Origin of the sequence: Streptomyces sp. NPDC002886 (assembly GCF_042888445.1) — a bacterium.
Lineage (GTDB): Bacteria > Actinomycetota > Actinomycetes > Streptomycetales > Streptomycetaceae > Streptomyces.
In genome coordinates, this window is the sequence record NZ_JBIAPV010000002.1 from 342387 (window position 1) to 362393 (window position 20007).

The following is a 20007-nucleotide window of genomic DNA, read 5'->3' on the forward strand; positions in this document are numbered from 1 at the left end:
GAACGGTGGAAGGGCGGGCAGGGAACGACCCCGCAGGGCTGCGTTCACCCAGCCGGCCAGGGGCAGGGCCGCGTTCGCCCACCCGGCCGGGGTCAGGGCTACGGCAGGGCTCGCCGCATGGACCGGTGCGGAATCCTCGCGTCCTCGAACTCCGGCCCGTAGGCCACGTACCCGAGCCGCTCGTAGAACCCCATCGCATGGGTCTGCGCCCCGAGGTCGACGGCCGCGAGACCGAGCCGAACCGCCTCCGCCTCGATCGCCCGCACCAGCGCGACCCCGACCCCCAGTCCGCGCGCGGACTTGCTGACGGCCAGCCGTCCGAGCGAGCCGACCTCCGGGGAGCCCGTCTTGCCCAGGGCCCGCGGCCCGTACAGCAGCCGGCCGGTGCCCAGCGGCGCCCCGTCCGGCCCCTCGGCCAGCACGTGCACCGCGATCTCGTCGTACGCGTCGTACTCGATCGACTCCGGCACCGACTGCTCGACCACGAACACCTCGGTCCGCACGGCGAAGCAGGCCTTCAGGTCCTCGTCCGTGACGACGACCCGTACGGCGACGCCGCCGGCGCCGCCGCCCGCGGTCACTCGCTCTCCTTGCGGATCACGTCCAGCGCGTTCTGCAGGTCCGCCGGGTAGGTGCTCGCGAACTCGACCCACTGGCCGTCCGAGGGGTGCTCGAACCCGAGCCGCACCGCGTGCAGCCACTGCCGGGTGAGCCCGAGGCGCTTGGCGACGGTCGGGTCGGCGCCGTAGGTCAGGTCGCCGACGCAGGGGTGCTTGTGCGCGGCCATGTGCACGCGGATCTGGTGCGTGCGGCCGGTCTCCAGCTTGATGTCCAGCAGCGAGGCGGCGCGGAAGGCCTCGATCAGGTCGTAGTGGGTGACGGAGGGCTTGCCCTCCTGGGTCACGGCCCACTTGTAGTCGGCGGTGGGGTGGCGCCCGATCGGCGCGTCGATCGTGCCGCTCATCGGGTCCGGGTGACCCTGCACCAGCGCGTGGTAGCGCTTGTCGACGACGCGCTCGCGGAACTGGTTCTTCAGCGAGGTGTACGCGCGCTCCGACTTCGCGACGGCCATCAGGCCGGAGGTGCCGACGTCGAGCCGGTGCACGATGCCCTGGCGCTCGGAGGCACCGGAGGTGGAGATGCGGTACCCGGCGGCGGCCAGGCCGCCGATGACGGTGGTGCCGGTCCAGCCGGGGCTGGGGTGCGCGGCGACGCCGACCGGCTTCATGATGACGACGATGTCGTCGTCATCATGGACGATCTCCATGCCGGGAACGGGCTCGGCGACGAGCTCGACCTTCCGCGGCGGTTCGGGCATCTCGACTTCGAGCCAGGCGCCACCGTGCACACGCTCGGACTTCCCGACGACACTGCCGTCGACCAGCACCTTTCCCGCGGCCGCGAGTTCGGCCGCCTTCGTCCGGGAAAAACCGAACATACGGGCGATGGCGGCGTCGACGCGCTCGCCCTCGAGGCCATCGGGAACGGGCAGGGTGCGGATCTCGGGAATCGTACTCACCTGTCGAGTATGCAGGACTCGACAGAAGACCATTCCCGCGATCAGTCCTTGTGGACGGTGCCGTCCGGGTCCAGGCCCTTGAAGGACAGCAGCACGATCAGGATCCCGCCGCACACGATCGCCGAGTCCGCGAGGTTGAAGACGGCGAAGTGGGCGGGTGCGATGAAGTCGACCACCGCTCCGCGGAAGACGCCCGGCGAGCGGAAGATCCGGTCGGTCAGGTTGCCCAGCGCCCCGCCCAGCAGCAGGCCCAGCGCGATCGCCCACGGCAGGCTGTACAGCTTCCGCGCGAGCCGCACGATCACCACGATGACGGTGGCGGCGATGCAGGTGAAGATGATCGTGAAGGCCTCGCCGAAGCCGAAGGCGGCTCCGGGGTTGCGGATCGCGTCGAACTTCAGCAGGTCTCCGATGACCTGGATCGACGGCTGGTGCTCCAGCTTCGCGACGACCAGCATCTTGCTGCCGAGGTCGACCAGGTAGGCGAGAAGCGCCACGACGAGCAGCGCGACGATCCGCCGCCGCCCCTTGGGCGCGGCGGATTCGGGCTGGGTGCCGTCTTCCCCGACCTCCGGCGTACCGATGATGCGCTCCGCCTCTGCCACGTGAGTCCCTCGAACTAGCTCGAACCAGGTTGTAGGACGGCACCGCGCCGACCGACACGAGAGTACGTCAGGGCACCCTTCCGCCGCCGCCCCGGCGTCCGCCCCGGCCGGACCCCTCCCCGAGCCCGCCGACGCGGGCCCGGGGCCCGTGACGCCCGCCCAGGGCCCTCCGGCGCCCGATCGGGGCCCGCCCGGCCCGCGCTCAGTGCCGCCGCTCCTGCTTCTGCTTGCAGTCCACGCACAGCGTGGCCCGCGGGAAGGCCTGCATCCGCGCCTTGCCGATGGGCTGTCCGCAGTTCTCGCAGAGGCCGTACGTGCCCGACTCCAGCCGTTCCAGCGCGCGCTCGGTCTGCTCCAGCATCGAATTGGCGTTCGCGGCGAGGGCGAGCTCGGACTCCCGGGTGATGTTCTTGGTCCCGGTGTCGGCCTGATCGTCGCCGGCGCCGTCGCCGGAGTCCCTCATCAGCCCGGAGATGGCCGCGTCGGAGGCCTGGAGCTCGGCGCGCAGCCGCAGCACCTCGCTCTCCAGCTCGGCCCGCGCGTCGGCGACCTCGTCCGGGGTCCAGGGATCCTCGCCCGGCCGTACGGCGAGCTCGCCGGGGGCCAGACCCGCGGTGCCCCGCGCCTTCGGCAGCCCGCTGGTCGCGGCCGTGGCCGTCTTCCTGGCCGTGCCGGTGCTCTTCTTGGCAACCACTTTCCGGGCTCCCGTCTCGTGCGCGGCCTGCGCCGCCCCCTCGGCCCCGGCCGTCTTGGCCGCGGCCTTCTTCGCGGCCGTCTTCGTCGTGGCCGTCTTCGTCGTGGCCGTCTTCGTCGTGGCGGTCTTCTTCGCGACCGTCTTCTTCGTGGCGGCCTTCTTCGTGGCGGCCGCCTTCTTCCCGGCGGCAGCACCTTCCACCGGTCCGGCCTCCGGATCCGGGGCCGCCACCTCCGTCACCGACTCCTGCGCCGGCTCCTCCGCAGCCTTCCCGACAGCCTTCTTGGCAGTACTCCCGGCGGTCTTCTTCGCCACCATGGCCGCGGCCCCTTCACATACTGTGATCATTGCTCGCGAATCGTGCCGGAACGATAAATCGGCTCCGGCCCCGCGGCAACGGGGCACGCGTCCATCGAGGTCAACCTGCATCCGTTGTGCCCAGCGGGGAGCCCGGTAATCCGCCCCACCCGCCCCGCCGCACCCCGGAGCGTCCCGTCGGCCCATTCGGGTCAATCGGCTCTCGGATCCGGGCCCGGTCCGGTCCCGGATCCGAGACCGGTGCCGGCCCCCGGCGAGGACCCCGGCGCGGACCCCGGCCCGGACCCCTGTCCGCGCCCCGCCCGGACCCCCGCGCCACGCCCCGTAAACCGGTCTGCCGAGCGGCCGCCCGGCCCGTACACTGGGCCCAGCGAGAGGCATGGATGGGGACGAGTAGCGTCGGACGCAGCCAGGAGCGACCCGGGGACGGTGAGAGCCCGGGGGCGAGCGCGATGCGAAGGATCACCCCGGAGCCGCCGGAAGAAAGCCCACCGGGATTCCCGTAGGGCGAGTAGAACCGGCTTCGCACCCCAATGAGGGGGCCGACGGACCACAGGTCCGCAGGCCAAGGAGGGTGGTACCGCGGGAGCAGCAGGTCCTTCGAAACGAGGGCGGCTCTCGTCCCTCCGGACGGAAGTGACACCCCGCCGGAGGAAGAGTTCAGCCTCATGACCACACCGCCGCAGTACCGCCCGGTACCCGCCCAGGTCGACCTGCCTGCCCTCGAGCACGCGGTCCTCGACTTCTGGCGCGAGAGCAAGACCTTCGCCAAGACCCTGGAGCAGTCCGAGGGACGCCCCGAGTGGGTCTTCTACGAGGGCCCGCCCACCGCGAACGGCATGCCCGGCGCGCACCACATCGAGGCCCGCGTCTTCAAGGACGTCTTCCCCCGGTTCCGCACCATGCGCGGCTACCACGTGGCCCGCAAGGCCGGCTGGGACTGCCACGGCCTGCCCGTCGAGCTCGCCGTCGAGAAGGAACTGGGCTTCAACGGCAAGAAGGACATCGAGGCGTACGGCATCGCCGAGTTCAACGCCAAGTGCCGCGAGTCGGTGACCCGCCACACCGACGCCTTCACCGAGCTCACGAACCGCATGGGCTACTGGGTCGACCTGGACGACGCCTACCGCACCATGGACCCCGAGTACGTCGAGTCCGTGTGGTGGTCGCTGAAGGAGATCTTCAACAAGGGCCTGCTCACCCAGGACCACCGCGTCGCCCCCTGGTGCCCCCGCTGCGGCACCGGCCTCTCGGACCACGAGCTGGCCCAGGGCTACGAGACGGTCGTCGACCCCTCGGTCTACGTCCGCTTCCCGCTGACCTCCGGCCCCCTCGCGGGCGAGGCGGCGCTCCTGGTCTGGACGACCACCCCCTGGACCCTGGTGTCCAACACGGCCGTGGCCGCGCACCCGGACGTCACGTACGTGGTGGCGCGCCGTACCGGCGTCGAGGACTCGGAGAAGGTGGTCGTCGCCCAGCCGCTGCTGGAGAAGTCCCTCGGCGAGGGCTGGGAGGCCACCGGCGAGTCCTTCACGGGCAAGGAGATGGAGCGCTGGACGTACCAGCGCCCCTTCGACCTGGTCGAGTTCCCCGCCCCCGCCCACTACGTCGTGAACGCCGAGTACGTCACGACCGAGGACGGCACCGGTCTGGTCCACCAGTCCCCCGCCTTCGGCGCCGACGACCTCGCGGTCTGCCGCGCGTACGGCCTGCCGGTCGTGAACCCGGTCCGCCCCGACGGCACCTTCGAGGAGGAGGTCCCGCTCGTCGGCGGCGTCTTCTTCAAGAAGGCCGACGAGAAGCTGACCGCCGACCTCGACGCGCGCGGCCTGCTCTTCAAGCACATCGCCTACGAGCACAGCTACCCGCACTGCTGGCGCTGCCACACCGCCCTGCTCTACTACGCGCAGCCGTCCTGGTACGTCCGCACCACCGCCGTCAAGGACGCGATGCTGCGGGAGAACGAGAAGACCAACTGGTTCCCGGACTCCGTCAAGCAGGGCCGCTTCGGCGACTGGCTGAACAACAACATCGACTGGGCGCTGTCCCGCAACCGCTACTGGGGCACCCCGCTGCCCATCTGGCGCTGCGAGGAGAACCACCTCACCTGCGTCGGCTCGCTGGCCGAGCTGAGCGACCTGACGGGCACGGACCAGTCGAACCTGGACCCGCACCGCCCGTACATCGACGAGGTCACCTTCCCCTGCACGGCCGAGGGCTGCGAGCTCACCTCCGTCCGCGTGCCGGAGGTCATCGACGCCTGGTACGACTCGGGTTCGATGCCGTTCGCACAGTGGGGTTACCCGCACAAGAACAAGGAGATCTTCGAGAAGCGCTACCCGGCGCAGTTCATCTCGGAGGCCATCGACCAGACGCGCGGGTGGTTCTACACGCTGATGGCGGTCGGCACCCTCGTCTTCGACAAGTCCTCCTACGAGAACGTGGTCTGCCTGGGCCACATCCTCGCCGAGGACGGCCGCAAGATGTCCAAGCACCTGGGCAACACCCTCGAACCGATCCAGCTGATGGACACTCACGGCGCGGACGCCGTGCGCTGGTTCATGGCGGCCGGCGGCTCCCCGTGGGCGGCGCGCCGCGTCGGCCACGGCACCATCCAGGAGGTCGTCCGCAAGACGCTCCTCACGTACTGGAACACGGTCGCCTTCCAGGCCCTGTACGCCCGCACGTCGAACTGGGCCCCCTCGGCCTCCGACCCGGCGCCCGCTGACCGCACGGTCCTGGACCGCTGGCTGCTCTCGGAGCTCCACACCCTCACGACCGAGGTCACCGAGGCGATGGAGTCGTACGACACCCAGCGCGCCGGCAAGCTGCTCTCCTCCTTCGTGGACGACCTCTCCAACTGGTACGTACGCCGCTCGCGGCGCCGCTTCTGGCAGGGCGACGCGGCCGCGCTGCGCACCCTGCACGAGGTGGTGGAGACGGTCACCCGCCTCCTCGCCCCCCTCACCCCCTTCATCACGGAGCGGGTCTGGCAGGACATGGTCGTCCCGGTCACCCCGGACGCCCCGGAGTCGGTGCACCTGACCACGTGGCCGGTCCCGGACGCCTCGGCGATCGACCCGGAGCTGTCCCGGCAGATGCTGCTGGTGCGCCGCCTCGTGGAGCTGGGCCGCGCGACGCGCGCCGAGTCGGGCGTGAAGACCCGCCAGCCGCTGTCCCGCGCGCTGGTCGCCGTATCGGGCTTCGAGACGCTCTCCCCCGAGCTGCACTCGCAGATCACGGAGGAGCTGAACGTCTCCTCGCTGGCCTCCCTCTCGGAGGTCGGCGGCTCCCTGGTCGACACCACGGCCAAGGCGAACTTCCGTGCGCTGGGCAAGCGGTTCGGCAAGGGCGTGCAGGACGTGGCGAAGGCGGTGGCCGCGGCCGACGCGGCGGCGCTGTCGCTGGCCCTGCGCTCCGGGGAGGCCTCGGTGGAGGTGAACGGCGAGACCGTCACCCTCACCCCCGAGGAGGTCATCATCACGGAGACCCCGCGCGAGGGCTGGTCGGTGGCCTCCGACTCCGGCGCGACGGTCGCCCTGGACCTGGAGATCACCCCGGAGCTCCGGCTGGCGGGCCTGGCCCGTGACGCGATCCGCCTGATCCAGGAGGCCCGGAAGAACTCCGGCCTGGACGTCGCGGACCGGATCGCCCTGCGCTGGTCCTCGTCGGACCCGGAGCTGGTGACGGCCCTGACGGACCACGCGACGCTGATCGCGGACGAGGTCCTGGCCACGGACTACGCCTCCGGCGAGGCGGACGCGTCGTACGGCGACCCGTTCACGGACGAGCCCCTCGGCCTCACCTTCCGCCTCCGCAAGGCGTAGCTTCTCCGGCCCGAGCGGCCCGCGCCCCCTCCCCGGGGGTGCGGGCCGCTTCGCGTTTCCCCTACCCGCCCTTCCACCGTTCCCCGGGCTCCGCCCGGACCCGGGCTGGATACATCCAGCCTCGCCGGCGTTTGAGGCGCGGGGTCTGGAGTGGAACCAACACCCTGGGTTCTACTCGGTAGCGGGCCGTTTCCGCAGGTCACAAAGGCTTTCGCATGTCTACGAGCACGCTCGCACGTTCTGCTAGGCAAGTTCTGCCCTCCCCGGAGGGTATGAACGAGACTACTGACGGGCTGTGCCCGTGCCACGGACGGCCGTGGGTTGACCTCTTGCTCCGCAAGTCCAAGGTTGTCCGCGAGGGCGAGCGTGCGCTGTCCATCCGGGCACAGGAGGAGCGGGGCCGGGCGTGGGCAGACGAGCACGGATATTGCGTGCGGAAAGTATGGCGCGAGAACCTGTCCGCCTGGTCGGACGTACAGCGCCCGAAGTACGACGCTGCCATGTCTGCCGTCCTTGCCGGCGAAGTGCCCGCACTCTGGGTGTACGCGCTCGACCGTTTCAGCCGCAAGGGTGCCGAAGCGGTAGTACCAATCCTCGGCAAGGCACGCGTCATCTTCGACTATGAGCGTCTTGACTCGCTGGACGAGCGGGATCGCCGTTGGATCATCGACCGGGCCGAGAACGCACGCGAGTACTCACAGCGGCTGTCTCACAACGTGCGTGGCACCAAAGCACGACAGCGCACCGAGGGCCGTTGGTTGTCCAAGGCTCCGTTCGGGTTGGTCGCGGTACCCGGTACGCGGAAGCTCGTCCCGGATCTGACCCCGTACATGTGCACCGTTGCCGACCGACGCGAGGTCACCCCGTGGGAGATCGTGCAGCGGGTATTCAAGGCCATTGCTGATGGTGTCTCCTCCCGCGCGCTGACCCGCCAACTCAACAGCGAGGGTCTGCGGACCGGGACGGGCGTCCCGTGGCGTGCCGATGCGGTCCGGGCGATCATCATTCACCCCGTGTATGAGGGGTGGCTCACGCACTGCCCCGGCGGGAAGGCTCACCGAGACCGTGTGCCGTTCCTGAACAGCGAGGGTGAGCGGATTCGTGTCGTCACGGACGAGACGCTGCCGAACATGATCCCGTCCGAGCTCGCCGAGCGTGCCCGCCGTGTGCTGTCCGGGAACCAGACCATCAGCAAGGCTGCCCCGACTCCGGGCCGCGCTGTCCGGGCACTGACGAGCCGCATGCGCTGCGCCACCTGCAAGAGCGCCATGACGCTGGAAGGGACGTCGTACGCGTGCAGCCGCTACGGCGACGGAGCCGAAGCGTGCGCCGATCCCGCGTTCGTCACCCGTAAGGCCATCGAGAAGTACGTAGTACGGGAGTGGTCGGAGCGGCTGCGGCACACGGACGACCATGACCCGTTGTTGGTCGCCGTGGCGGACCGGTGGCACGCACTGACCCGCCCCCAGGAGTCGCAGGAGATCGCCGACGCACGGGCCGAACTGAAAACCGCACAGGCCAAGCTCGACAAGTTCCACGCGGACGATGCAGCCGACTTCTACACGGGCCGCTCCGCCCGGTACCGCATCCCGCACAAGACTGCCGCAGAGTCCCGAATCGGCAAGGCGGAAAGGCGGCTCGCCGAACTGGTCGGCAACGGCGAACCCGTAAGCCTGTCGTTCCTGCTGAACGGCCACGGTGAGGCGTACTGGAAGACGGCCGAACCGCAGATGCAGCGGGATCTACTCGGGCTCGCCATAGACACCGTGACCGTGACCAAGTCTCCGGGGCAGGGAAAGCGCTTCAACGGGGACGCGCGCGTCACCATCGCATGGGCCACCCCCGAGGATGCCGAGCTCGATGCGGACAACTACAAGCAAGCCGCGTAGCGGCCCTGTACGGCTAGAACAGCCCCGGACGGTCCCCGTGACTGACCGGGGCTTTCTGGGTACCCCTCGCGGCCCGGTAGGCTCTCCGCACTCCGCACCGACATGGGTGTGCGGATAGGGCTGGTGCCTTACAGGTTCGTCCTGGAAGCAGTACGACCGGCCCGCCTCGCCCCGGTAGTCCCCTCGGACCGCCGGGGCTTTCCCATGCCCGCAGACGGGCGGACACAGCCTCGCTCGCCGGCTCCGACTCCGGAGCCTGGCCTGACTGCTCTACAGCGGGACGAGCTGTGTTGAAGTGACGGTTACAACCGGTTTTTTTAAAACACGTAAAAAAATATAGAAGAAGAGAGATAGCCGTCTCGTTCGGCACCGCATCACCAGACCGGCCGTAGGCAAGGGTTGCTCTCCCCATATACCGAGAGAGAAACCAGCTACCCCGTACAGGGGGCAGGCAAGGACTGCTCTCCCCATATACCGAGAGAGAAACCAGCTACCCCGCACACGGGGCAGGCAAGGACTGCTCTCCCCATATACCGAGAGCGGGATTACCGCGCACCCACCCAACGGGGGAATCGGGCGGACTGAGTGCCCGCTCTCGGATACAGCGTTGCCCGTGCTACACCGCATCCCGCGTTACCGGGGTGGCCAGGAGTCGACGTGTGGCAGCGCCTGCGGGGACCACACCGCCCATGAGTAACCCACCCTCCGGGGTGCGCCGAAAGGGGTTGTAAGCGCGTGTGGTCCCCCACTCGTCTGGACCGGTTCGCCGGCGAGGACATCGAGCACCAGGCGCACGGCGAGCACCAGGCCGTGTCAACCAAAACTGACGCTACCTGGTAGCGCGCTTTCCGCCCGCTGACCCAACGGCCAGAGGTGCGCGGTACCGGCCCCGTCGGGATATCGGCCGCAGAGTTCCCCGGTTCAAGTCCGGGGGCGGGCACGCAACAACAACGACCATCAGGGGGCAGCACATGCGCTGTATCGACTGCACTGAGCCTGCGACCCATCGGGGCCGCTGCAAGCCGCACCACGGGGCCTACGAGGACCGAGCCACGGTCCGCACCCGACGAGCCCGGAGCCGACACCGTGCGGCCCGCTATGACGCTGCTGCGAGGCTCCGCCGGCTCGTGACGGATCGGGGCTCGGGATGGTGCGACTGGTGCCTGAACGACTTCCCCGCGAACGGGGTGGACGTGGATCACGTGCGTCCGCTGTCTCTCGGTGGCGAGGACGTTGACGGGAACGTGCAAGTGCTGTGCCGCGAGTGTCACGGGCTCAAGACGCGTACAGAGTTTGGGGCCGCTGGTGCCCGTACCTGACGCGTACGGGGCCGCTCTCGCTGGTCTGCTGCCGGAAGGGTTCGCCCCTGCCGAGCACGCGACGAGCACCGCAGCGATGCGCCCCACTCAGGACTACCTAGAGCGGGTCCATGCTCGGCACCGTGCCGCATGGGAACCGATCCTTGCCGCTGCTGTGCGGTTCTGCGAGGGCACCCCTGCCCCTGGTGCTGGTGTCCCCCATGCCCCGTAAGCCCCGCCCCCCGTGCTCGGTACCCGGCTGCCCTGAGCTCACCCGAGCCGGCGGACGCTGTGCCGAGCATGAGCGCGAGGCGAACGCGGACCGTGCTTCACGTGGTGGCGCTGTCTATGACACGCGTTGGCAGCGCATACGACGTGCCTACCTCTACAAGCACCCGTGGTGCGTGTTGTGCGGCCGACTGGCCAACGTGGCCGACCACTTCCCGTTGTCCCGACGCGAGTTGATCGCACGGGGCGACGCGAACCCTGACGCTGCGGGTCATCTTCGTCCGCTGTGCGTCGCGTGCCACAACCGAGAGACAGCACGCAATCAACCGGGTGGGTTCGCTGCTGAGGCTCGTTCACGGCGCGAATCGCGCGAGCTCCCGCCGTTCTGACCAGGGGGAGGGGGTCAACCCCTCTCCTTCCCGAGCGGCAGGGAGGCAAAAAACTCCCATGGCTAATTAGACCGCTTTCGCGGAGGTGAATCCAAATGGCTGTCCCCGGACAGAAACCCAAACCGCATATTCAGGCTGTCCGGGAAGGCACGTTCCGCCCGGACCGCAATTCCGAGGGCGCCCGATTCGCCCCGACGGCTCCGGTTGAGCCTGACTGGTCGGACCGGTTGCCCGGTACCGGCTCCGCTGATGTGCGCCGCATGGCCGCTGATGTCTGGGCACGGACGATTCCGGCCCTGGTGCACTCAGCCGGCCTGACAGACCCACAGCGGGAAACCGCTATCGAGTATTGCGTGACAGCGGCTCGCCTATGGCAGGCAGAGCGGGAGCTGTCTCGTAACGGCCTAGTAGTCGAGACAGAGCGCGGGAATGTGAAAAGTCCATGGGTGACAATTGCCCACCAGTACCGGAGTCACTTCCGTTCGCTGGTCGGCGAGTTGGGGTTGAGCCCCGCATCGGCCACTCGGATCACCCCGCCGGAATTCAGCGGGGGCGACGATGACGGGATCTTTGACTGATGGGCTTCCTGTCCCCCTGGACGCGCTGTACGAGCTTGGGCTTACCGATGACGAGATAGCCGATGCACTGCGCTCCCGCCCACTCGTTACGGCCGTACAGGCCTCGCAGGCTCCGGGCGCGTTCTTTGACGTTGAGTCCGCCCGTCGAGCCATCGGCGCTATCCAGACGTTCAAGCACACAAAGGGCCGTTGGGGCTCTACACCGCTCAAGCTCTCGCCGTGGCAGGTCGTTTGGGTCATCGCTCCAATTTTCGGATGGCTCGCCTACTCGGAGGAGCTTGGCCGCGCTGTTCGCGTGGTCCGCTCGGCGTGGATTGAAGTGCCGCGTAAGAACGGTAAGTCCACTCTGTCCAGTGGTATCGGGCTGGTGTTGCTCCTCGCCGACCGCGAGATTGGCGCCGAGGTTTATGCGGCCGCTGGTTCCCTCCCGCAGGCCGAACGCGTCTTTGATGACGCGAAGCGCATGGCGCTCACTAGTAGAGCCGTACGGGGCCGCGTAGAGGTTCTCAGGGGCCTTATTCGCGTGCCGAGGACCGGCGGTGTCTTCCGGGCCCTTTCGAAGATTGCCGAGACCGCACACGGGCTGAACGTGTCCGGGGCCATCGTGGATGAAGTCCACGTGCATAAGCGGCGTGATCTTATCGACGCTATCGAGACCGGTACGGGTGCCCGTGATCAGCCGCTCGTCATCTTCATTACGACTGCCGATGAGGGTACCGAGGGCAGTATCTACGACGAGAAACACACGTACACCCGCAGGTGCGCTGACGGCGTCGTCGATGACCCCGGACACTACGGCGTCATTTGGGCTGCCGAGGAGTCCGACGACCCGTTCAGTGAAGACACATGGCGTAAAGCCAACCCTGGATTGGGTGCGTCTCCCTCGCTCGCCTACATGCGGCGTGAGGCTGCAAAGGCCAAGTCCACGCCGAGCTACTTCCCCACGTTCTGCCGGCTGTCCCTCAACCGTCGAATGCGTGCCGCCTCACGGTGGCTACCTATCGCGCTGTGGGACGAGAACGCCGGAGAGGTCAATGACAAAGCATTTCGATACCGGCGGGCATGGGGCGGCGTGGACCTTTCGGCGGTCTCTGACCTTTCCGCATGGGTCCTCGCTGTTGAGTCCCGCGTACCCGGGGTCGAGCTGGAACTAGTCGCCCGTTTCTGGCTGCCGGAAGAGCGCGTAGACGAGCTAGAGCAACAGCTACAGGTACCGCTGCGGCAATGGGTGGCGGACGGATTGCTCACGCTCACCGAGGGCGACGCAATCGACTATGACGCCATCGAGAGACAGATCATCGCCGACTGCCGCAGGCTGGACGTTCAGCGAATCAGCTATGACCGGATGTTCGCCGGACAGCTCGTCCAGCGCATCGAAGCGAAAACGCGCGGCGTTGACGTGGTGCCCATCGCTCAGACCTATCTAGGAATGTCGCCCGGCTCGAAAGAGCTTGAACGGCTACTGCGCGAGGGACAGATACGCCACGGCGGTAACCCTGTGCTCCGCTGGAATGCATCCGTTGTCGAAGTCTACCGAGACGGAAATGACAACCTTAGGCCCGTCAAGCCCGACCGGGGCAAGTCATCAGCTCGCATTGACGGCATTGCCGCTGCGGTCATGGCATTGGACGGGTACGTACGTAGACCGCTTAAGCGCCCTCGCGCTGCGAGTGCCTAATGCCCCGCTCGGGAACAGCCGGCCGGGGTTTCTTTATGCCCGAGGGGGGTTCATGGCGGAGACACCGCTACAGATGACAGAACGGCTGTACGCCAAAGTGCAGCGACGTAAGGCAGCCGCTAAGAAGTGGTCAGACGCCTACGAGGGTAAGCGGCCCCTCCTGTTTTCCTCGCCGGAGTTCAGCACGCAGACGGGCGGGCTCTTCGATGAGTTCTCCGATAACTGGTGCGCTGTGGTGCCGGATGCCACGGTTGAACGACTGGTGCCGATTGGGTTTCGGCTGGAAGACGGTTCGGTTGACGATGCCGCCGGTAAGGCGTGGCGCCGCTCGGAATGTGACGTAGAAATCGGTCTGGCACTACTTGAAGCCCTGATTACCGGGCGCTCGTATGCGCTGGTTTGGGGCAACGATGAGCGTTGAAATTACCTTTCAGCACGCGTCCAGCGCCGTTGTCGAGTACGTGCCGGGACGTCGCCGCGCCCGTTCAGCCGGCCTGATCACGTGGCGGGACTCCGATACGGAATTCTCAACGCTGTTCACGCCCAAGATGGTGTACCGGTGGCAGCGTCCGAACCGCGAGGGCGGGGCATGGACCGGGCGTACTGCGGGGCTTTCCCGTGGCGAGCCGAGCCATATCCCTAATCCGCTTGGTGTGGTGCCGCTGGTCGAGTTGCAGAACCGTTCTCGGCTGCATGGCTCGCCCCGCAGTGAGCTTGCAACGGTGCTGCCACTACAGGATGCGGTGAACACCCTTTGGGCTCACCTGATGACCGCGTCAGACGGTCTCGCTCTTCCCGCTCGCGCTGTGCTCGGAATGGATCGCCCCGTTCGGGAGATCACCGATGACACGGGCGAAGTGGTCGGCGAGGAAGATTTGCCGCTCGACAAGTTCCGGTCGGACCGTCTGCTGTGGCTAGAGAAGGAAGGCGCATCCATTGCCGAATTCTCCGCCGCTGATCTCGATAACTACTTGCGGGTTATTGATAAGGCGGTCGAGCACATCGCGGCGCAGACACGCACACCCGCTACGTACTTGACGGGTGCCCTGATTCAGGTGAGTGCCGATGCTCTCGCGGCAAGTGAGGCCGGTCTAGTCGCAAAGGTGACGGAGAGGCAGCGTCATTTTGGCTCCGCGCTCCGCGAGATCATGCGGCTTGAAGCTCTTGCGAACGGTGAGCCGGAACGGGCGGAGTCGCTTGCGCTCGGTGGTGTCATTTGGCGGGACCCGCAGTTCCGAAGCGATAGTCAGTATTCCGATGCGCTGGTCAAGATGAAGGCTATCGGGGTACCGGATGAGGCCCTTTGGGAGCGAATCCCTGGAGTTACGCCCGAAGTCATCAACCGATGGAAGAGCATGCGGGATGACCAGGCTTCGGCGATCCTCGGGGGCGGCATGGCCGATCTCTTCGGCCCCAAGCCGGACCAGGACCAGGCCGAGGGGCCGCCCGTAGAGGCTGCCTGATGGCCCTTGTAGACGATTTGGCAGGCGCACGGTACACCCAAGCCCAAAGCATTTCCCGAGCCGTCGTAGCGGCCATCCAAGGGCTTTGGCGGGAGGTGCCTGCGGACCGGATTCTGTCGGCCATGCAGGGTGAGACGGGAGCGCAGATTCTCCGCGCTGTCCTGGCGGGGCAACTCTCCGCAACTCAGGGCGCCCAACTATTCGTTGGCGCGTCTATGGCCGCTCAGGGGGCCGCAGCGGCACCCCTCGGAACGGTCAACCCTTCCGGCCTGGTCGGCATTGCGTCCGACGCTCGTCCGCTCGCCTCACTGCTGTACCTGCCGAGTATCACAACGGCGCAGAGTCTGGCAGCCGGCGAGAGCGCAGAAGTGGCCGCGCTACGGGGTCTTTCGCAGATGTCCATGATGGTGAGTACTCAGATTGCCGACACCGTGCGTGCTGCCAACTCCATAGCCATGGCTGCCCATCCACGCTGTGTGTCCTATGTTCGCGTGGTCAAGTTGCCCGCTTGTGCGCGGTGCATCATCCTCGCCGGTCGTCAGTACAGCTACAGCACAGGTTTCAAGCGTCATCCCAAATGCGACTGCGGCATGCAGCCGATGACCAATGACGAATGGAAGGCGAGCAAGAGCCCCGAGGACTTGTTCCGAGAGATGAGCCCCGAGGAGCAGCGCAAGCGGCTCGGCGAGGCAGGAGTCAAGGCACTTGCAGCCGGGGCGGATCTCGGGCAGATCATCAACGCTCGCCGAGGAATGGCCACCGCCCTAACTGGCCATGGCCGTATGGCAGTTACGACCGAGGGTGTAACGAAACGTGGGCTCGGGTCGCAGGCTATGCGCTCCGATTTTCAGAAGGTTCCGGGCAAGCGCTACGAGCGAGCCAAAGAGGCACGGCTCATGCCCGAAACGATATTCAAGCTCGCTGGTGAATCCCGCGAGCACCAAATAGCCATGCTCAAGAAACACGGCTACATCACCTAGGGGGACCTCATGGCGGATACGCCGAACACGAGCGCAGCGGACGAGCCGAAGATCGGCGAGGACGAGCACCAGGGCGCGAAGGCCGAGGGCGAACAGCCGGCCGAGGGTGCCGAGCCCAAGGAGCTGACTGCCGAGCGCACTGCCCGAGAGGCTGCCGAGAACCGCGCCACGGAGGCTGAGGCGGAAGCGGCTCGGCTGCGCCGCTCGAACGCTGCACAGAAGCCGGATGACGTGGCCGCTCTGCGAGCCGAGATCCGCGCAGAGTTCACGGTGCAGCTCGTCCGGGCGGAGATTCGAGCGGCTGCGGCGGGCCGACTGCGGGACCCTGCCGACGCGCTCGCCCTGGTCGACGCTGCCGCGCTCACCGGTAAGAGCGGGGAGGTCGACGTCAAGGCGGTATCGGCTGCCGTCGAAAAGCTGATCAAGGACAAGCCGTACCTTGCCGCCGCGCTGGACCCGAACCGACAGGCCCCGATGTGGGGCGACGTAGGCGCGGGTCAGCGCGAGTCTGCCGAGCCCGAGCCCGCTACCCCGCAGGACCGTTTGCGGCGTGCTTACCGCACGGACTGACCTTTCACCGCTTTACCCATTCCAGGGGACGCACTCAATCCGAGTGCCGTCCCTTTTTTCATGCCCAAAATCAGGGGGATTTACTAAATGGCACTGACCCTTCCCGAGGCTGCGAAGCTCTCGACCACGGATCTCCAGCGCGGAGTCATTGAGACTTTCGTGCAGGAATCCAGCATTCTGGACCGCATTCCGCTGCTGACCATTCAGGGCAACGCGTACGCCTACAACGAGGAAGGCACGCTTCCGGGCGTTCAGTTCCGAACGGTTAACGAGGCGTACGCCGAGAGCACGGGCACTGTGAACCAGAAGAGCGAGTCTCTCGTGATTCTGGGTGGTGACGCGGACGTGGATAAGTTCATTGTCCAGACGCGCGGCAATCTGAACGACCAGCGCGCTATTCAGACGCGCATGAAGATCAAGGCAGCGTCCTACAAGTTCGCCGATACCTTTTTCAACGGCGACACCGCGACGGACGCTAAGTCCTTTGACGGTCTGCGGAAGCGTCTGACCGGTGGGCAGGTACTGAGCGCGGGCACGAACGGTGCCCCGATTGTGGGCGCTGGTGCTGACGACTCCCACAAGTTCTTCGACCTTATGGATCAGCTCGTTGCACAGGTTCCGGGCCTGAACAGCACTAACGGAGCGCTGTACGCGAACCGTCAGGTGATCGCGAAGGTGCGTTCTGCGGCTCGCCGGATCGGCGGTTTCGAAATGGTTCGCGAGGCTCTTACCGGAAAGCTCGTAGCGACGTACAACGGCATTCCGATCCTTGACCCCGGCCAGACTGCGGCGGGTGCGGACATTCTTCCGCAGACGGAGACTCAGGGTTCGGCAGTCGACGCGTCTAGCATTTACGCCGTTCGCTTCGGTCAGTCTGAGGATGACCGCGCGGTTACCGGTCTGACCAACGGCGGAATTCAGGTCACGGACCTGGGCGAGCTTGAGACCAAGCCTTCTTACCGGACGCGAATCGAGTTTTACACCGGACTCGCGATCTTCGGCGGCCGTGGTGCCGCGCGTCTTAACGGCGTCCTCGCCAAGTAATCCGAAGGGGGTACGGAATGCCACCGCGTAAGCGGGCAGCGTCCGCCCCTCAGATTCCGCACACGGATTCTTGCGGTGCCCCGGAACGAGTCGAGTCCTTCCCGGTACTCGATTCCTCCGGGGCCCCGCGAACCGTGGCGCGGTGTCTGGCGTGCGGCGCTCAGACAGTTACATAGCAAGGGGAGGTAACGCGTAATGGCACTCCCCGCATTGGCCACAGTTGAAGAGCTCGCAGCGTGGATGCAGCGAGAGCCGGCCGAGATGCCCGGGGGCGCTGCCCTGGTGCTCGACACCGCGTCGGCCATCGTCCGCAGCGAGGCACGGCAGAGATTCACCAGGGGAACGAGCACGGTAGCCGTGGCCACACACGGCCAGTACGCCCCGCTACCCCAACGACCGGTTGTCTCGGTCCAGCGGGTACGGCGCGGGGGGACGGACCTGCCGCCCGAGGACTACCGGCTGTGGCGGGACGAGCTCCATTTCCGGCAGCTCGGGACCGGCCCCGTCTACGTCACCTACACACACGGATACGCGACCGTCCCGGCGGACGTACGAGCCATCGTGCTCACGCTCGCCGGCCGTGTGCTGACCAACCCAAGCGATCTACGGCAAGAGAGCGTCGGGTCCGTCTCGGTGACCTACGCGGCCGAGACCATCGGCGCTTCCCTCGCCCCCATCGAGCGTGACCAGCTCGCCCGGTACCGCCCTCGCGCTGCCGTGGTTGGTCTCGGGAAGGGGGCGCCCTGGTGACCCTCCACTACGGACAGACGGTCGTAATCCTCCGGGCGCCATTCGTGGTGGACCGGTACGGCAACGAGACGAGTGAGCGGGATTGGTCGAGCGCGACCCGCACCACGGTTCGCAGCGTGTCGGTACAGCCCGACTCCTCGACCGAGGAAGACGGGGACCGTCCCACCGTGACCAGTGGGCTCCGGCTGACGACCCGACGCGGGGTCGATATCGACCTAGTGCCCGGAGACCGCGTGATTGCCCTCGGTCGGCTCCGGGAGACAGACGGGGACGTTGCGCGATGGGTCGTCGGGGGGCGACTGCATCACGCCGAAGCGAGGCTAAAGGAGGTGATCGGCTGATGAGATTCCGGCCCAATCGGAGTGGCATTAACTCCCTGATGAAGACACCCGAGACCGGTCGGGAAGTCGAGCGGACGGCAGCCCGTATCGCTGCGGCAGCCGAAGGAGACTTCCGCACCGACTCCGCTCTAGGGGCTCGTCGTTGGCGTGCCGCAGTGATCGGCAACTACGCCAAGCACGGGGATGCTGCGGGCACCAGGGCCGCTCTGCTGAGGCATCTGCGGGGTGGCGGGTGAACCTGCCCGTGCTCGTCATGCCGGACGCTGTGGCGGTGGCTACGGGCTATCTCCGTACCGCCCTCGCGGCAGCCGGCGAGCCCGTACCCGTGGTCTCCCGCATCCCCTCTCCTCGCCCCGCGCGCTTCGTTCAGGTGCAACGGGTCGGGGGCACCAGGGCCACGCCGGTAAGCGACCGGGCCCGGCTCGACTTCCACGTGTGGGCCGTCTCGGAAGCGGCTGCGCATGACTTGTGCGCCCTGGTGCGCGGGCTCATCGGGGCCATGCCCGGAGTCCGTGGCGGGGTGACGGTCTACAGCGTGACCGAAGTAGGGGGCCCGCAGTGGCTACCCGACGAAAAGACCAGCTCGGCGCGGTTCGCGTACGCCGCTGACATCCATATGCGTGGCCGAGTGCTCGACACTTCGAAGCCCGCCTAGAAATCAAATCCATTTACGTTCAAGGGGACACCCATGCCACTTTCCGCTAATGCGGTTCGCGTTGCCATTACCGGCGCCGCGTATGTTGCACCACCTAAGACCGCTGGTCCGGTCGATGCGGTGGCCGCTTGGCCTGCCGCTTTCAAGGATATCGGCTGGATTTCTGATGACGGAATCACCGAATCCAACTCGACGGACACCACGGAAATTAAGGGCTGGCAGGGCGGGCAGACCGTCCGCAAGGTCATCAGTTCTTCCGAAGTGACGTTCTCCTTTACGGCCATCGAGTCGAACAAGACCGTTCTAGAGCTCTATCACAAGGGTTCCAAGGTCGTTACCACGACTGGCAAGTCGGTACTTGCGATTAAGGCACCCGGTCCAGACCGGCGCGCTTTCGGTTTCGATCTGGTTGACGGCGACGCACACATTCGCATCGTCATTCCGGACGGCGAGGTAACCGAAACCGGCGAAATCACTTACAAGTCTGACGAAGCGATTTCGTACGAGCTCACCATCACCGCTTACCCGGACGCTTCCGGCACGGTCGCAATCAAGTATTCCGATGACCCCGCGTGGGGCGTGTAGCAGAAACGTTCCGCCTGATCTATCAGCACAGCACAACCCACGGGGGAATTATCAATGAGCATGGCTTTTAATCTCGACCTTTGGGTCCGTGAGGCACGGCGCGAGCCTTTCCGTTTCACCCTTGCCGATACCGAATACACGATGCCGTCTGCGGGCGAGATCGACAAGAGCATTCTTGAAACCGTCAACGTCGTGAATCCGTCCACGGCGGATATTACGACGCTGCTGCGGACCGGTCTGGGCGACCAGTGGGAACGCTTTAACGCGCTGCCCCTGCCCCTTGCCGCTGTAGGCGAGCTGTTCCGTCAGTGGCAGAACTACGAGGGCGCTCCGCTGGGGGAATCTCCGGCCTCTGCCGACTCCTGAGTGAGCACGGGGAGGCCATAGAGAGCGATCTACAGCGCTACTACGCCACGGATATCCGGGACGTTCACCGCCCTGATTCGGGGCTCACGTGGCGGCGTGTACGGGCTCTGATTACCCATCTGCCTGCGGACTCCGCCCTTGCCCGGTCGATGGCCGGCCAGGACGCGGGTTGGTCCCTGGAAACGCATCTTCTCGCGGCAGTTCATGACCGTCTCGCCGAAGCGAATTGG

18 protein-coding genes are annotated in these 20007 nt (G+C 66.8%); 14 read left to right on the forward strand and 4 right to left on the reverse strand.

The window, feature by feature from the left end; genetic code table 11:
- Nucleotides 1–98 precede the first annotated feature (98 nt).
- From ACFYYB_RS07715 to ACFYYB_RS07730, 4 genes are all read right to left on the reverse strand, one after another.
- On the reverse strand, nt 99–581 hold the full coding sequence (locus ACFYYB_RS07715) for a GNAT family N-acetyltransferase (RefSeq protein ID WP_389433834.1): 483 nt from the start codon (nt 579–581) through the stop codon (nt 99–101).
- A complete protein-coding gene (locus ACFYYB_RS07720; protein WP_389433835.1) occupies nt 578–1519 on the reverse strand; it encodes an RluA family pseudouridine synthase in 942 nt (313 codons plus the stop codon). Before ACFYYB_RS07720 ends, ACFYYB_RS07715 begins: the two co-directional genes overlap by 4 nt.
- A 41-nt stretch (nt 1520–1560) precedes the next feature.
- Entirely contained in the window at nt 1561–2124 is a 564-nt protein-coding gene (gene lspA / locus ACFYYB_RS07725) for a signal peptidase II (RefSeq protein ID WP_243330189.1), read from the reverse strand.
- A gap of 202 nt (nt 2125–2326) precedes the next feature.
- Nucleotides 2327–3136, reverse strand: coding sequence for a TraR/DksA family transcriptional regulator (locus ACFYYB_RS07730; RefSeq protein ID WP_389434953.1), 810 nt, complete (start codon nt 3134–3136; stop codon nt 2327–2329).
- Between the two features lie 668 nt (nt 3137–3804).
- Here ACFYYB_RS07730 and ileS point away from each other — a divergent pair.
- From ileS to ACFYYB_RS07800, 14 genes are all read left to right on the forward strand, one after another.
- Complete coding sequence (ileS, locus tag ACFYYB_RS07735) at nt 3805–6963, forward strand: isoleucine--tRNA ligase (protein ID WP_389433836.1); 3159 nt, start codon at nt 3805–3807, stop codon at nt 6961–6963.
- A 329-nt stretch (nt 6964–7292) separates the two neighbouring features.
- Nucleotides 7293–8852 (forward strand): recombinase family protein, encoded by a 1560-nt coding sequence (locus ACFYYB_RS07740; RefSeq protein ID WP_389433837.1) that lies wholly within the window; start codon nt 7293–7295, stop codon nt 8850–8852.
- 971 nt (nt 8853–9823) lie between these two features.
- Nucleotides 9824–10171 (forward strand): HNH endonuclease, encoded by a 348-nt coding sequence (locus ACFYYB_RS07745; RefSeq protein WP_389433838.1) that lies wholly within the window; start codon nt 9824–9826, stop codon nt 10169–10171.
- An 856-nt stretch (nt 10172–11027) separates the two neighbouring features.
- A complete protein-coding gene (locus ACFYYB_RS07750; RefSeq protein WP_389434955.1) occupies nt 11028–11345 on the forward strand; it encodes a P27 family phage terminase small subunit in 318 nt (105 codons plus the stop codon).
- Nucleotides 11326–13023, forward strand: coding sequence for a terminase large subunit (locus ACFYYB_RS07755; protein WP_389433839.1), 1698 nt, complete (start codon nt 11326–11328; stop codon nt 13021–13023). Before ACFYYB_RS07750 ends, ACFYYB_RS07755 begins: the two co-directional genes overlap by 20 nt.
- A 52-nt stretch (nt 13024–13075) precedes the next feature.
- Nucleotides 13076–13444 (forward strand): hypothetical protein, encoded by a 369-nt coding sequence (locus ACFYYB_RS07760; RefSeq protein ID WP_389433840.1) that lies wholly within the window; start codon nt 13076–13078, stop codon nt 13442–13444.
- Nucleotides 13434–14486 carry a phage portal protein gene (locus tag ACFYYB_RS07765; RefSeq protein WP_389433841.1) on the forward strand — a complete coding sequence of 351 codons (1053 nt, stop codon included), beginning with the start codon at nt 13434–13436 and terminating at the stop codon, nt 14484–14486. The genes ACFYYB_RS07760 and ACFYYB_RS07765 overlap by 11 nt, the downstream gene beginning before the upstream one ends.
- A gap of 122 nt (nt 14487–14608) precedes the next feature.
- The gene (locus tag ACFYYB_RS07770; RefSeq protein ID WP_389433842.1) at nt 14609–15466 is read left to right on the forward strand and encodes a hypothetical protein; all 858 of its coding nucleotides are present in this window, start codon (nt 14609–14611) and stop codon (nt 15464–15466) included.
- A gap of 9 nt (nt 15467–15475) precedes the next feature.
- Entirely contained in the window at nt 15476–16036 is a 561-nt protein-coding gene (locus ACFYYB_RS07775) for a hypothetical protein (RefSeq protein WP_389433844.1), read from the forward strand.
- 87 nt (nt 16037–16123) lie between these two features.
- Nucleotides 16124–17080 (forward strand): major capsid protein, encoded by a 957-nt coding sequence (locus tag ACFYYB_RS07780; RefSeq protein ID WP_389433846.1) that lies wholly within the window; start codon nt 16124–16126, stop codon nt 17078–17080.
- Between the two features lie 240 nt (nt 17081–17320).
- On the forward strand, nt 17321–17830 hold the full coding sequence (locus tag ACFYYB_RS07785; protein WP_389433847.1) for a hypothetical protein: 510 nt from the start codon (nt 17321–17323) through the stop codon (nt 17828–17830).
- Nucleotides 17827–18171, forward strand: a complete 345-nt coding sequence (locus tag ACFYYB_RS07790; protein ID WP_389433849.1) for a hypothetical protein — start codon at nt 17827–17829, stop codon at nt 18169–18171. Before ACFYYB_RS07785 ends, ACFYYB_RS07790 begins: the two co-directional genes overlap by 4 nt.
- Before the next feature lie 688 nt (nt 18172–18859).
- Nucleotides 18860–19411: a hypothetical protein gene (locus ACFYYB_RS07795; protein ID WP_389433850.1), complete on the forward strand. Its 552-nt coding sequence runs from the start codon at nt 18860–18862 to the stop codon at nt 19409–19411.
- Between the two features lie 54 nt (nt 19412–19465).
- Nucleotides 19466–19777, forward strand: coding sequence for a hypothetical protein (locus ACFYYB_RS07800; RefSeq protein ID WP_389433853.1), 312 nt, complete (start codon nt 19466–19468; stop codon nt 19775–19777).
- The last annotated feature ends 230 nt before the right edge of the window (nt 19778–20007 follow it).

What these genes read in the sequence shown, in the direction of transcription:
- ACFYYB_RS07730 (WP_389434953.1), bottom strand. Translation starts at nt 3,136, where the DNA reads ATGGTGGCGAAGAAGACCGCCGGGAGTACTGCCAAGAAGGCTGTCGGG.
- ileS (WP_389433836.1), top strand. Translation starts at nt 3,805, where the DNA reads ATGACCACACCGCCGCAGTACCGCCCGGTACCCGCCCAGGTCGACCTG.
- ACFYYB_RS07745 (WP_389433838.1), top strand. Translation starts at nt 9,824, where the DNA reads ATGCGCTGTATCGACTGCACTGAGCCTGCGACCCATCGGGGCCGCTGC.
- ACFYYB_RS07750 (WP_389434955.1), top strand. Translation starts at nt 11,028, where the DNA reads ATGGCCGCTGATGTCTGGGCACGGACGATTCCGGCCCTGGTGCACTCA.
- ACFYYB_RS07755 (WP_389433839.1), top strand. Translation starts at nt 11,326, where the DNA reads ATGACGGGATCTTTGACTGATGGGCTTCCTGTCCCCCTGGACGCGCTG.
- ACFYYB_RS07760 (WP_389433840.1), top strand. Translation starts at nt 13,076, where the DNA reads ATGGCGGAGACACCGCTACAGATGACAGAACGGCTGTACGCCAAAGTG.
- ACFYYB_RS07765 (WP_389433841.1), top strand. Translation starts at nt 13,434, where the DNA reads ATGAGCGTTGAAATTACCTTTCAGCACGCGTCCAGCGCCGTTGTCGAG.
- ACFYYB_RS07770 (WP_389433842.1), top strand. Translation starts at nt 14,609, where the DNA reads ATGCAGGGTGAGACGGGAGCGCAGATTCTCCGCGCTGTCCTGGCGGGG.
- ACFYYB_RS07775 (WP_389433844.1), top strand. Translation starts at nt 15,476, where the DNA reads ATGGCGGATACGCCGAACACGAGCGCAGCGGACGAGCCGAAGATCGGC.
- ACFYYB_RS07780 (WP_389433846.1), top strand. Translation starts at nt 16,124, where the DNA reads ATGGCACTGACCCTTCCCGAGGCTGCGAAGCTCTCGACCACGGATCTC.
- ACFYYB_RS07785 (WP_389433847.1), top strand. Translation starts at nt 17,321, where the DNA reads ATGCAGCGAGAGCCGGCCGAGATGCCCGGGGGCGCTGCCCTGGTGCTC.
- ACFYYB_RS07795 (WP_389433850.1), top strand. Translation starts at nt 18,860, where the DNA reads ATGCCACTTTCCGCTAATGCGGTTCGCGTTGCCATTACCGGCGCCGCG.
- ACFYYB_RS07800 (WP_389433853.1), top strand. Translation starts at nt 19,466, where the DNA reads ATGAGCATGGCTTTTAATCTCGACCTTTGGGTCCGTGAGGCACGGCGC.